The sequence below is a fragment of the Rickettsiales bacterium genome (assembly GCA_035765535.1).
Taxonomy (GTDB): domain Bacteria; phylum Pseudomonadota; class Alphaproteobacteria; order Rickettsiales; family JABCZZ01; genus JABCZZ01.
Genome location: DASTXE010000001.1, coordinates 203,779 through 215,951 on the forward strand (window position 1 = coordinate 203,779; position 12,173 = coordinate 215,951).

Below are 12,173 nucleotides of genomic sequence, written 5' to 3' on the forward strand. Positions count from 1 at the left end.
GATATGGCTGGTATTGGGTTTGCACTGAAACGACTGACAAGCAAGGATGACCTGCTGGGCATCGGCCGCGCATATGTCCATGCGACCATGGCCTCCACAGGCCCATGGCTTTTCACCGTGCTTTCGCTCGGCGCGATTTCACTGCTGTACCTGAACTACTTCACGGTAAACCAGCTGATCGATTTCCGTATCGTCGTAGTCTATAATTTCGGCTTCTCACTCGTGCTCTCCGCGCCCGTGTACATGGTGGTGACGCGTTATCTGGCGGATCATATCCATAAAAAAGACGTGACGCATGTGCCGACGGTAGTGCTGCACAGCCTGATTCTTCTGTACTTTATCCTGATTCCGCTCGCTTTCTTCTATTACGGCTTCTACACCGATATGGAGCTGAGCATGCGCCTGAGCGCCATTGCGAACCTGTTTCTCATTTCCCCGATCTGGCTTCTCGGCGTCTACATGACGGCTTTGAAGGATTATAAATCCATCACCCGCGCATTCGGCGTAGGTATGGCACTGGCAGTGGTTTTCAGCTACTGGTTCAAGGACAAATACGGTGCGGTCGGCATGCTCAACGGCTATAATATCGGTATTGCCTGGATTGCTTTTGCGCTGCTGGGCAAGATCTTTGCGGAATATCCTTATATCCTGACCAAGGAAACGGACCTGCGCAAATATTTCGGTAAATACTGGGAACTGGCCGTTGGTGGCGTGCTGTATAATGCGGCGATCTGGGCGGATAAATGGCTGATGTGGATGTATGCTCCGGAAGCGGTAACCCTGCCGAGCAAGATGACCTATTATCCGAACTATGACAGCGCGATGTTCCTGTCGTATCTGACGATCGTACCGGCGATGGCTATTTTCATCTTCAGTATTGAAACCTCTTTCTTCACGCGTTACCAGCGTTTCTATTATGATATTCTGGAACACAAGCCGCTGAGCGTTGTGCGCAAGAATCACCGTGAGATCGTGGCCAACCTGCTGTCGAGCGCACGCAACTTCTTTATCGTGCAGGGCGCTATCAGCCTTATCGCGATTCTGACGGCTTCGAAGCTGTTTGAGGTTTTCAACGTGAACTACCTGCAGATCGGTATTTTCCGTCTCGGTACGCTCGGCGCATTTTTCCACGTGCTGATGCTGTTCGAATTGATTGCACTGTCTTACTTCGACTGCCGCAAGATCACCATGTGGATTCAGGGATTATACCTGGTGCTGAACTCTGTCTTTACACTGGTGTCGATCCATATGGGTTTCCAGTATTACGGCTACGGATATTTCGCTTCCTCCATGGTGATCTTCCTGATTACGACCTTTGTGCTGTTCGATCACCTGCGCAAGCTGCCGTACCATGCATTCATTACGACAAACAATTCTCTGCGCGCTCATCACTGAGAGCTGTTTAGTCTATAAACTATAGAAGGCGGTTTCATTGAAACCGCCTTTTTTATTGTCTAAGATTGCTCAAAAATCCGTTAGCTCATTATCGAAGTGGTAATGAGGTATGAGACGCGTAATAGCACAAAATGGCGGATTATTATAAATGTGATGCTTATGAAAAAGGACTTAGAAAGCGCTTTTTAATATTCTCAGTGAATATCCAGAACGCCGACATACGGCAGTTCACGGTAGTAATTCGCATAATCCAGGCCATAGCCGACAACGAATTTATCAGGAATCGTAAAGCCGACGAAATCAGCGCTGATGCTGGTTTCGCGTTTTCCTGGCTTTTCCAGCAACACAGCGATACGCAGGCTGGCGGCACCGCGTTCAGTAATCAGGTTGCGGGCAAATTGCAGCGTGCGGCCGGATTCCAGTATATCGTCCAGCAGCAATACATTGCGGTCTTTGACTTCTTCCACAAGGTCGCGGTTGATCGTGATGGTTTTGGAAGATTCCTTGCCGATTCCATAGCTGCTCAGCGTCATGAAATCCACTTGCGGATGCATGCCGATATTATGCAGCGCGCGAATCAGGTCCGCAGTGAAAACGAAGCTACCTTTGAGCAGCGAAACAATCATGAGATCCGGCGGCATTTTCAATCCGATTTCGCAAGCGATGCTTGTGATACGTTCGCGAATTTCTTCTGCGGAATAGAGTACCGGTATCTCGTTTACTTGCATACGCTTCCAGATTCAGATTTATGAGTCTCGTTCGGCGGGGGCGGCTTTGCCTTTTACTTCTTTGGGCAGGCAAATGATGATGGTTGTACCTTTGCCTACTTCGCTCTGGATATTAAACGTTCCGCCCATTATTTCAACAAATTTTCTGGTCAGCGGAAGGCCGAGTCCGGTGCCTTCATACTTGCGTGACAACGTGTTATCTACTTGTCCGAACGGAGCCATGGCGCGTGAAATATCTTTCGGTGCAATGCCAATGCCGGTGTCTTTCACTTCGATGGAGAGCGAACCGTCCACCACATTCTGCCACATCGTTACGGTGACGGAACCGCCGGAAGGCGTGAATTTCACAGCGTTGGAGAGCAGGTTCAGCATCACCTGCTTGAGTTTCTTGCCGTCGGTCTTGAGGATGAAGTGATCGCCGCCCGGGATTTCCTCGATGAGCTGAACCTGTGCATTTTCAGCGCGCGGGCTCACAAGGCGCATGGAATTACGGACGGTCTTGGTCACGTCGATCTCGCTGATTTCAAGTTCGAGTTTATCGGCTTCCGCTTTGGAGTAATCGAGAATGTCATTGATGAGGCTCAGCAGATGGACGCCGGAGCTGTGAATGTCGCGGATATATTCGGCATATTTATCGTTACCGATGGGACCGGAGCGTTCCAGCTTGATGAATTCCGAGAAGCCGATAATGGCATTGAGCGGCGTACGCAACTCATGGCTCACGTTAGCCAGGAACTGCGACTTGTCGCGATTTTCCGCCTGGGCGCTTGCGGTCTGCGCAGCCAGTTCGATATTGGTTTCATATTGTTTGGTGATGATGGCTTCGGCTTTGTTCGAAGTGAACAGCAGCATGGAGATAATGACCATGAAGATCGTGATAACGCCGAACGTGCCGATATGTTTGAACAGGTCGAGATTCTTCCATTGCGTGGTGCAGTCGTAGCGGATTTCAATGACAGCTTCAACGCAGTTGGACAGATGGTTTTCCGAGCAGTTCATGCTCTTTTTGCCCGGCTCAGGTTTCACATCATGCACGATAGGCACATAGCTTTCGTCGCGCATGATCGGAATGAATGTCTTGATGATAAAGCCTTTGCTCGTCGTTCCATCCGGCTGAATAATAGCCTGGTCTTCAAGGCTGATGCTGGTGACAACGCCGGTGAGGGATTTTGAAAATGCCTGATCGCCAAGCTGGATACGCGGTGGGTCGGCGCTTACCACAAGATTGGAAGTGCCGTCTTTAGGTTCGCTCGGCAGCGCGCGTGCCTGGTCGATGGAAACAAGCCGTATGCCGTCCGTAGTATAGATACTGACGCCTGCGATGGGCATATCTTCAAAATGCTTGAAAACACTGCGGCTGAAATCGCGCAGCGTGCTGACCATCTCGTTATAGCCTCTGTATTTCTGCCAGTCGGAAAAGGCTACGCGCGATTCGAGGAAGCGCTTATACTGCTCGGATGCAAAGCGCATGCGGTCGCGGTAATCTTTCCATGTGGTGTTGATGAAGCCCTGCGCAAGCGAAGTGTTATTGTCTTCGACAATCGCAATCAGATCGTGCGATGCGATCTCCTTAAAGTAATGCCCCACAAGGATTGCGGACAGCATCACCAGGATAAAGCTGATACCTGAGAACCATCTTATATAAAAAAACATAGTGTATGTATTCCAGGACCTATCGCTGCAAACGCAGAAATTTGTTGTTCCGATGTTATGGCTCTACTATAAGCATTAATGTGCTAATAAAGTCTTAACAAAACCACTGATTGCATTAAAAAAAGCGGGTTGTAAAAGAAGGAAAAAAGAAAGTACTCAACTGTTGCATTATTGACGCTATTGGTCGCGGTGCTCGCGGAAAACGCGATAAAGAGTGAAAACCAGCCTGCAAGCCACGCTGAAAGCCAAAATGCGTTAGACTGGTTAATATTGGATTAATTTAGGATACAGAGGCGGATATGAAGGGGATAATCTTGGCGGGCGGCTCCGGAACGCGGCTTGCGCCAATGACCAGCGTAATCAGTAAGCAGCTATTGCCGGTATATGATAAGCCGATGATCTATTACCCCCTCGCGCTGCTGATGCAGGCGGGTATACGCGATATTCTTATCATCAGCACACCGCATGACATGCCGATGGTGCAGAAACTGCTCGGTGATGGCAGCAGGATCGGCATTAATCTGTCCTACAAAGTCCAGCCAAAGCCAGAGGGGATCGCGCAGGCGTTTATTCTCGGCGAAGAATTTATCGGCGACTCTTCCGTCTGGCTGATTCTCGGCGATAACGTTTTTTACGGCTATTCTCTGCTGGAACAGATGAAAGATGCAAGGAAGATGACGGAAGGAGCCATGATCTTCGCTTATGCTGTCAAGGACCCGGAGCGCTACGGTGTGCTGGAATTCGATGGCTCAGGAAAGATTATTTCCATTCAGGAAAAACCGAAAGAGCCGAAATCATCGCTCGCGATCACAGGATTATACTTCTACGACAACAACGTTGTGCAGATCGCAAAGTCGCTGAAACCTTCCCCGCGCGGCGAATTGGAAATTACCGACGTAAGTAATGCATATCTGGCAAAAAGCCAGCTGACGGTAAAGCGTATGTCGCGCGGTGTAGCGTGGCTGGATACGGGAACGCCGTCTTCCATGATTGCCGCCTCGCAGTTCGTGCATATCATCGAAGAAAGGCAAGGGCACAAAATTGCCTGCATTGAAGAAATCGCTTTCAACATGGGCTATATCACCGCAGACCAGTTCGAAGCACTCGTGAATCAATATCCCAATAATGAATACGGTAAATATCTGCGTGGCCTGATCGAAGAGTGGAAGGAACCTATCTGGTGAATAATCTGCTCGTCATCGGTTCCACCGGGCAGCTTGCGCGGGCTCTGCGCCGTCTGTTGCCTAATGCTGTTTTCCTGGGACGCGGTATGCTGGATCTGTCAAAACCCGAAACGGTTCGAGAGGTATTGGGTAATTATGCACCTTCCGCCGTCATCAACGCAGCCGCTTATACGCAGGTCGATAATGCGGAGAAGGAAGAAGCTCTGGCAACGGCAGTGAATGCGGAGTCACCCGCAATCATGGCCTCGTGGTGTGCAAAGAAAAATATTCCATTTGTAAGCTTCTCCACCGATTATGTCTTCGACGGAAGTGGCGACAACGCGCGGAAAGAAGAAGATGCAGTACGTCCGCTGAATGCTTATGGCCGCTCCAAAGCGGAGTCGGAAAAGCGCATTGTGGAAGCGGGAGGAAAATATCTGCTGTTTCGCACTTCGTGGGTCTATGATGCTTCGGGAAAGAATTTTCTCAATGCTATATTGCGCCTCGCAGGCGAACGCGAAGAATTGCGCGTGATCAACGATCAGTTCGGCGCACCGACCTTTGCCGCACATCTTGCAAAAGCTACGCTGAATGCACTGGAAACGGCGCTGAAGCAGCCTTCATTCCCAAGTGGAATTTACCATCTTTGCAATGCAGGTGTTACGACATGGCATGGTTTTGCCAGTGCTATTGTCGAAGAGGCGCGTACGCATAATGTTCCGTTGCAAGTACAGCGAATACAGCCTATACCGGCAACCGAGTATCCGCTGCCAGCGAAGCGTCCGGCTAATTCGCGTCTGGACTGTTCAAAGGCGAAGGCGGTGTTGAATATAACCATGCCCTCCTGGAGAGACGGCGTATCGGAATGTATGAAAGAGAAGTATGAAAATCATTGATTGCCCGCTGGAGGGATTGAAAGTTGTTGAATTGGATATGCATGGCGATGCGCGTGGTTTCTTCGTAGAACGTTTCCATGCAAAACGTTTTGCCGAGGCAGGCCTGCCATATCTTTTCCTGCAGGACAATCACTCGCGTTCCGCGCCAGGAATATTGCGCGGCCTGCACTATCAATTCGCTCCGCCGCAAGGAAAGCTGATCGGTGTGATCCGCGGAACCATATGGGACGTAGCGGTGGATATACGGCCTGATTCACCGACCTACGGCCAGCACTATGGTATAGAAATGAGCGGTGACAACGGAAGGCTGTTCTGGATTCCCGCCGGTTTTGCGCATGGGTTCTGCGTAGTGGGGAATGAACCTGCCGATATACTCTACAAGGTGACAGGTGTTTACAACGCTGCGGGGGAGGGCGGAATCGCTTATAATGATCCCGATCTGGCAATCAACTGGCCGGTAAGCAATCCTACGATATCCGAACGCGATACGAAGCAGCAAAGTTTCGCCCAGTATAAGGCTGCACCGCCTAAATGGAGCTAGGTGTCTGGAATATATACTTAATAAACCCTAAAAATCTGCAGAGCGTGAAAGCTCTTCATGCTCAAGCAGCTCTTTCTGCCAGTTGCTGAGCTTATTCTTGATGCGGTCGACTGCACTATTGCCAAGCGGCATGCGTAGCGGTGGGGCAGGGGATTCAGCCATCTGCATGATGATATGCGCGGCCTTCAGTGGATCGCCCGCCTGTTGTGCGTTATTTTTCTCAGCATACTGGCGTGTGGGGCCGACACTCTGCTCATAATCCTGGATGGGAGGCATGACGTCGAGTGAACGACCGAGAAAATCGGTCCTGAATGGACCCGGCTCGATAATGATAACCTTGATGCCAAAGGGAGCCACTTCCTGTGCCAGGGCTTCGCTGGCCCCTTCGACGGAAAACTTCGTCGCATTATAAATACTGAAACCCGGTGTGACGACCGCTCCGGCGGCAGAAGAAATATTGATAATCCGGCCTGAACGCTGCTTGCGCATGATGGGCAGTACAGCCTGCGTCACGGCAATAAGTCCGAATACATTCGTAGCGAATACGCGCTCAATAGCGGCAGGGGAAGCTTCTTCCAGCGCGCTCATGATGCCGTAGCCTGCGTTATTCACCAATACATCGATAGCGCCGAAATGATCATGTGCCCGTTTTACAGCTTCTGAAATAGTATCGCGCTTTGTGACATCCAGCGGGAGCGTCAGGAGGTTGGCATCGTTAATGTCTTGGAGATGGGAAAGCGCTTCGACCTTGCGTGCAGTCGCAACCACACGCTCGCCGGATTTTAACAGTTCCTGCGTAAGAATTTTTCCAAATCCACTGGAACAGCCGGTAATGAACCAGACTTTACTCATAACTCTCCTCCATGCAGAACGATAACGTGAACCGCAGTCAACCGCTGAGAGAGCAGACGTAATTAGATATTAAGCGGCAGTCTTGGCGGCGATAGCTTTTTTGATCTGGCGCTTAAGGCGGCGAGCTTCTTCAGTCAGCTTGCTGTCGGAAGTCGTGGTCAGATAAGCATCCAGACCGCCGTTATGGTCAACGGTACGGATCGTGGCAGCGGTCAGGCGCATGGAAATGCTGCGACCCAGAGCTTCGCTGATCAGGGAAATAACCTGCAGGTTCGGTACGAAACGGCGGCGCGTTTTGCGGTTGGAGTGGGAAACGTTGTTTCCGGACATCGGGCCCACGCCCGTCAATTCACATTTCTTTGCCATAAAATCCCCTGCAATATATCAAAAATACGTTAAGATGCGGGACTTCTAACGAATTGTTGGCGCTCGGTCAAGCGGTTTTTCGCTATTGTCATAGCATTTGCGTACACGTTTCAGCATCTGCAGTCAGTCCGAACGCTTGTTAATTAAATTTTAATATCCATGAGCTATAATGGAAAAAATTAATTAATATTCAATCGGTTAATTATTTATGCCATTAGAGGGATATGCTAATACCATAGTAACGAGTGTGCGCGTAAAGATATACGAGCAATTTGGAAATCCCGAACATGGGATTGTTCTTCCTGGTAACGGTGAACAGAGTAACAGCCATACTCTCCAGGCGCTTAGAGATGCAGAGGAAAGAGTGCTATGGAGAGCGTTTGAAGCAGAGCGGGCGGACAATGTAGATATAAGGGGAGCCACGCGAATTTTGGCACGCATATATACCAGCATGGGGATAGAGCGGGCAGAGACGGCTGCGAGTGAATTCGAGAGATTGATAAATGCGGCAGTTAGATACGCAACAGGCCCGCAGGAGACTGAATTGAAGGAGCAATTTGAGCGGTTCTGCAGGTCAGGTCCGGGCTAAATTAGATTTTCCCGGATAAACCTCGCCAGATTAAGGATGTCACCTTCCTGATGCTGGCTCGAAAATGCAAAACGCAGGCGCGCGGTTCTCTCTGGCACTGTGGGGGGACGAATGGCTACAGCGAGGTAACCGGCTTGTACAAGTGCGCTGGAAACGGCGAGGGCACGCGCATCCTCTCCCAAAATAAGTGGAACAATTTGTGAATGCGCAGGAGCCATGCCCAGCGCTTCTGTAAAGATTCTGGCTTTATCAACCGGTTCATAGACCAAGGAGGGGTGTTCGGCGATAATATCCAGTGCAGTGGATGAAGCGGCAATGGCCGCAGGCGGCAGGCCGGTGGAGAACATGAAGCTGCGGGCGCTATTCATAATATAATCGACAATATCCTTCTTGGCGCAGACGAATCCGCCGTAAGACGCCAGCGCTTTGGAAAGCGTGCCGACATAAATATCCGGCATATACCAGGGCTTGCCCAGTGCGTGCGCTCCGTCCGCCATCAGCCATGCATCGTGCCGGGAAGCAGCTTCACCTAGTTCGGCCATGGGGGCGAGGTCGCCGTCCATACTATAGACTTCATCCACTACGATCAGGCAGTGGCGATACTGGCCGCGATGCTGCGCAAGCAGCCGCTCGCAATCCTTCACATCATTATGCTTGAAACGCAGCACCTTCGCGCCGGAAAGCTGTGCGCCATCCAGCAGGCAGGCATGAACCAGCCGGTCGACCAGAATCAGGTCGCCGCGCCCGACAAAGCTCGGGATAATGCTGATATTCGCCAGATAACCGCTGCCGAAAACCGCAGCCGCTTCCGCGCCTTTCCAGCGTGCAAGCTTGGTTTCCAGCTCCGCGTAAAGAGGGTGGTTGCCCGTTACAAGACGAGAAGCTCCGGCCCCGGCTCCGTATTGTTCGGTAGCCTTGATAGCGGCTTCCTTGACTCTTGGATCCTGCGTCAGGCCCAGATAATCATTGCAACTGAAGGAAATCAATCGCTTGCCGTTGCGCATAACATATGTATTTTCTTCGCGGACAGTGGTCACAAGCTCGCGTTTGCGGGCGGTTCCGGCAAACTCGTGTAACTTTTCCCTTGCTACGTCGGATAAAGCTGGCATGTTATGGCTTTCTTATTTGGTGAACCGATAGGCTTATATGATACGTCACGATTGGACCTTGCCCGAAGTAACGGCACTCTTCAACCTGCCTTTTAACGATCTTGTGTTCAAAGCGCAAGAAATGCATCGTGCGCATTTCGACCCCAATACGGTGCAAATCAGCACATTGCTGAGCATTAAGACCGGCGGCTGCCCGGAAGATTGCGGCTACTGCCCGCAGAGCTCAAGCTTTGAAACCGGCGTAAAAGCGGAAAAGCTTATGGGAGTGGATGTAGTGCTGGAAGAAGCGCGCAAGGCGAAGGAAGCCGGTGCGTCGCGTTTCTGCATGGGCGCCGCGTGGCGTTCACCGAAAGACAGGGATATTGAAAAAGTCTCCGAGATGGTGCGCGGTGTTAAGGCCATGGGCCTGGAAACCTGCGTGACGCTTGGCATGCTGGAAGAACACCAGGCAAAAAACCTGAAGGAAGCTGGGCTCGATTATTATAACCACAATATCGATACCTCTGAATCTTTCTATTCTGAGATCATCACCACGCGTACATTCGATGATCGCATCCAGACGCTGAACCGTGTGCGTGAAGCGGGCATTAATGTCTGCTGCGGCGGTATCGTCGGCATGGGCGAGAAGATGGAAGACCGGGCGGAGATGCTGCTGACGCTCGCTAATATGCCACAGCATCCGCAGAGCGTGCCAATCAACCTGCTTGTGCAGGTGAAGGGAACGGCTCTGGATGGAACGCCGCGCGTTGCGCCGCTGGATTTTGTGCGCACGATTGCAGTCGCGCGTATCCTGATGCCTAAATCCTATGTCAGGCTCTCCGCAGGACGTGAAGAGATGAGCGAGGAAACGCAGGCGCTGTGCTTCTTAAGCGGCGCGAACTCGATCTTCTACGGGGAAAAGCTGCTGACCACGCCGAACCCCGCTGCGAATGAGGATATGCAGATGTTCGCTCGCCTTGGGCTGAAGCCCGTACAGGTGGCTGCTTAAAGATAAGAGCGTTACCTATGTATATAATATGTATAGGTACGCGTAGTTCTAAACGACGACCACGCAGGGCAGCTCCCTACTAGACAATATGGACTGGTACAAAGATAATCTAAAGCATATCTGGCTCCCCTATACGCAGATGAAAGATGCGCAGCCGCCGCTGGCCGTAGCCGAGGCGGAAGGTTCCATAATCAAATTGGCGGACGGGCGCGAACTGGTGGACGGTATCGCTTCCTGGTGGACGGCCTGTCATGGCTACCGCCATCCGCATATCGAACAGGCCATAAAAACGCAGCTTGAAACCCTGCCGCATATGATGTTCGGCGGAATGGTGCATGAGCAGGCGCTCACACTTGCGGGCAGGCTGGCTAATATCGCGCCGCCGGGGCTCTCGCGCGTATTCTTTTCGGATTCCGGCTCGGTGGCGATAGAGGTGGCGCTGAAGATGGCGCTGCAATACTGGCAGAACAAGCGTCAGTCCAGCCGCAACCGTTTCCTGTGCTTCCGCTACGGCTATCATGGCGATACGACCGGGGCGATGTCCGTTTCCGATCCCGATTCTATGCACAAAGCCTTCCGCTCTTATGCGACGAAGCAATATGTCGTAGATGTGCCCAACGAGGAATATGGCTTTGCTGAATTCGACAGCCTTCTCGGAGATATGCACAAAAATATAGCGGGCATCATCATCGAGCCGCTCGTACAGGGGGCAGGGGGGATGAAATTCCACTCTTCTGATGTTCTGGCCGAGATCTATCGTATTGCTAAGAAATACGAGGTGCTGTTCATTGCCGACGAGATTGCAACTGGTTTCGGCAGAACAGGCTCGATGTTCGCCTGCAATGAAGCGGGAATAAGCCCTGACTTGCTTTGCATTGGCAAGGCGCTTACCGGCGGCACCATGACGCTTGCTGCCACTTTGGCAACGGAAGCCGTATTTGACGCTTTCCTAAGCGATGATGCCGACCACGCCTTCATGCATGGGCCAACTTATATGGCCAATCCGCTGGCTTGTGCGGCGGCAAATGCATCGCTGGATCTGTTTGAGAGCGAGCCAAGATTAGCGCAGGTAGAGGCGATTGAAGCACAACTGCGCGAAGAGCTAAGACCTTGCCGGACAATGGATTCTGTGGTGGATGTGCGTGTGAAGGGAGCCATCGGTGTTGTGCAGCTCGAAGCATCAAAGATGGATAGGCAGCGCCTGCGCGCCCGTTTTATAGAAGAAGGGGTGTGGGTTCGCCCTATTGAAGATATTATTTATATAATGCCAGCGTTTACGATTCCATCTGATGCCTTGGCGAAGCTTACGGGTGCGGTGGTGAAAATCGTGCAGGAATTAGGCTAAATTACAGTTGACAAATGCTAGCCACTCACCTATTTTCCGCAGCCTATTAGAAACGCATTGAAAATAGACGTATTTATGAAAACATATTCTGCGAAGCCTTCCGAAGTGAATGCAAACTGGTGGATTATTGACGCTGAAGGCGTTGTACTCGGCCGTCTTGCGACCGAAGTATCCAAAATCCTGCGCGGCAAAAACAAGCCGATGTACACCCCGCACATTGACACCGGTGATAACGTTATCATCATCAACTGCGAAAAGGTCAAAATGACCGGCCGTAAGAAGCAGCAGAAAGTCTATTATCACCACACCGGCCATCCGGGCGGTATCAAAGAACGTTCGGCTGAATTCGTGCTCAGCACGCACCCGGACCGTATCATCCGCAAGGCGGTTGAACGCATGATGCCGGAAGGCCCGCTCGGCGAACATCAGTTTGCCAAGCTGCGCGTTTACCAGGGCACGGAACATCCGCATGCCGCTCAGCAGCCGAAAGTATATGACTTCGCGGCAAAGAATCCTAAGAACAAGCGTTAATTTAGAGGTTAAACATG

12 protein-coding genes are annotated in these 12,173 nt (G+C 51.3%); 7 read left to right on the top strand and 5 right to left on the bottom strand.

Going from position 1 to position 12,173, the window contains the following annotated elements; translation table 11 throughout:
* The first annotated feature begins 3 nt into the window (after window positions 1–3).
* A complete protein-coding gene (gene pelG / locus VFT64_01045; GenBank protein ID HEU5046409.1) occupies window positions 4–1,395 on the top strand; it encodes an exopolysaccharide Pel transporter PelG in 1,392 nt (463 codons plus the stop codon).
* Between the two features lie 194 nt (window positions 1,396–1,589).
* Here the strand turns inward: pelG and hpt are convergent, their stop codons facing one another.
* Together hpt and VFT64_01055 are read right to left on the bottom strand one after the other, a co-directional pair.
* Window positions 1,590–2,123 carry a hypoxanthine phosphoribosyltransferase gene (gene hpt, locus VFT64_01050; protein ID HEU5046410.1) on the bottom strand — a complete coding sequence of 178 codons (534 nt, stop codon included), beginning with the start codon at window positions 2,121–2,123 and terminating at the stop codon, window positions 1,590–1,592.
* Between the two features lie 18 nt (window positions 2,124–2,141).
* Window positions 2,142–3,776 carry a HAMP domain-containing sensor histidine kinase gene (locus VFT64_01055; protein ID HEU5046411.1) on the bottom strand — a complete coding sequence of 545 codons (1,635 nt, stop codon included), beginning with the start codon at window positions 3,774–3,776 and terminating at the stop codon, window positions 2,142–2,144.
* A gap of 299 nt (window positions 3,777–4,075) precedes the next feature.
* Between VFT64_01055 and rfbA the strand changes: the two genes are divergently transcribed.
* Genes rfbA through rfbC form a run of 3 tightly spaced genes read left to right on the top strand, consistent with a single transcriptional unit; the run spans window position 4,076 to window position 6,376 of the window.
* On the top strand, window positions 4,076–4,960 hold the full coding sequence (gene rfbA, locus VFT64_01060) for a glucose-1-phosphate thymidylyltransferase RfbA (protein HEU5046412.1): 885 nt from the start codon (window positions 4,076–4,078) through the stop codon (window positions 4,958–4,960).
* Window positions 4,957–5,835: a dTDP-4-dehydrorhamnose reductase gene (rfbD, locus tag VFT64_01065; protein ID HEU5046413.1), complete on the top strand. Its 879-nt coding sequence runs from the start codon at window positions 4,957–4,959 to the stop codon at window positions 5,833–5,835. The genes rfbA and rfbD overlap by 4 nt, the downstream gene beginning before the upstream one ends.
* On the top strand, window positions 5,822–6,376 hold the full coding sequence (rfbC, locus tag VFT64_01070; protein HEU5046414.1) for a dTDP-4-dehydrorhamnose 3,5-epimerase: 555 nt from the start codon (window positions 5,822–5,824) through the stop codon (window positions 6,374–6,376). Before rfbD ends, rfbC begins: the two co-directional genes overlap by 14 nt.
* Window positions 6,377–6,403: 27 nt before the next feature.
* Here rfbC and VFT64_01075 read toward each other — a convergent pair whose 3' ends face one another.
* The 3 genes from VFT64_01075 to VFT64_01085 all read right to left on the bottom strand — a co-directional run bounded on the left by VFT64_01075 (window position 6,404) and on the right by VFT64_01085 (window position 9,292).
* Window positions 6,404–7,228: an oxidoreductase gene (locus tag VFT64_01075; protein ID HEU5046415.1), complete on the bottom strand. Its 825-nt coding sequence runs from the start codon at window positions 7,226–7,228 to the stop codon at window positions 6,404–6,406.
* A gap of 69 nt (window positions 7,229–7,297) precedes the next feature.
* A complete protein-coding gene (rpmB, locus tag VFT64_01080; GenBank protein ID HEU5046416.1) occupies window positions 7,298–7,594 on the bottom strand; it encodes a 50S ribosomal protein L28 in 297 nt (98 codons plus the stop codon).
* A gap of 585 nt (window positions 7,595–8,179) precedes the next feature.
* Window positions 8,180–9,292 (bottom strand): 8-amino-7-oxononanoate synthase, encoded by a 1,113-nt coding sequence (locus VFT64_01085; GenBank protein ID HEU5046417.1) that lies wholly within the window; start codon window positions 9,290–9,292, stop codon window positions 8,180–8,182.
* Between the two features lie 37 nt (window positions 9,293–9,329).
* Between VFT64_01085 and bioB the strand changes: the two genes are divergently transcribed.
* The 3 genes from bioB to rplM all read left to right on the top strand — a co-directional run bounded on the left by bioB (window position 9,330) and on the right by rplM (window position 12,156).
* Window positions 9,330–10,280 (top strand): biotin synthase BioB, encoded by a 951-nt coding sequence (gene bioB / locus VFT64_01090; protein ID HEU5046418.1) that lies wholly within the window; start codon window positions 9,330–9,332, stop codon window positions 10,278–10,280.
* Window positions 10,281–10,368: 88 nt separating this feature from the next.
* On the top strand, window positions 10,369–11,625 hold the full coding sequence (locus tag VFT64_01095) for an adenosylmethionine--8-amino-7-oxononanoate transaminase (protein HEU5046419.1): 1,257 nt from the start codon (window positions 10,369–10,371) through the stop codon (window positions 11,623–11,625).
* Between the two features lie 75 nt (window positions 11,626–11,700).
* Entirely contained in the window at window positions 11,701–12,156 is a 456-nt protein-coding gene (gene rplM / locus VFT64_01100; GenBank protein ID HEU5046420.1) for a 50S ribosomal protein L13, read from the top strand.
* The last annotated feature ends 17 nt before the right edge of the window (window positions 12,157–12,173 follow it).

What these genes read in the sequence shown, in the direction of transcription:
- rplM (HEU5046420.1), top strand. Translation starts at nt 11,701, where the DNA reads ATGAAAACATATTCTGCGAAGCCTTCCGAAGTGAATGCAAACTGGTGG.
- VFT64_01055 (HEU5046411.1), bottom strand. Translation starts at nt 3,776, where the DNA reads ATGTTTTTTTATATAAGATGGTTCTCAGGTATCAGCTTTATCCTGGTG.
- rpmB (HEU5046416.1), bottom strand. Translation starts at nt 7,594, where the DNA reads ATGGCAAAGAAATGTGAATTGACGGGCGTGGGCCCGATGTCCGGAAAC.
- pelG (HEU5046409.1), top strand. Translation starts at nt 4, where the DNA reads ATGGCTGGTATTGGGTTTGCACTGAAACGACTGACAAGCAAGGATGAC.
- VFT64_01095 (HEU5046419.1), top strand. Translation starts at nt 10,369, where the DNA reads ATGGACTGGTACAAAGATAATCTAAAGCATATCTGGCTCCCCTATACG.
- bioB (HEU5046418.1), top strand. Translation starts at nt 9,330, where the DNA reads ATGATACGTCACGATTGGACCTTGCCCGAAGTAACGGCACTCTTCAAC.
- rfbC (HEU5046414.1), top strand. Translation starts at nt 5,822, where the DNA reads ATGAAAATCATTGATTGCCCGCTGGAGGGATTGAAAGTTGTTGAATTG.
- VFT64_01085 (HEU5046417.1), bottom strand. Translation starts at nt 9,292, where the DNA reads ATGCCAGCTTTATCCGACGTAGCAAGGGAAAAGTTACACGAGTTTGCC.
- rfbA (HEU5046412.1), top strand. Translation starts at nt 4,076, where the DNA reads ATGAAGGGGATAATCTTGGCGGGCGGCTCCGGAACGCGGCTTGCGCCA.
- VFT64_01075 (HEU5046415.1), bottom strand. Translation starts at nt 7,228, where the DNA reads ATGAGTAAAGTCTGGTTCATTACCGGCTGTTCCAGTGGATTTGGAAAA.
- hpt (HEU5046410.1), bottom strand. Translation starts at nt 2,123, where the DNA reads ATGCAAGTAAACGAGATACCGGTACTCTATTCCGCAGAAGAAATTCGC.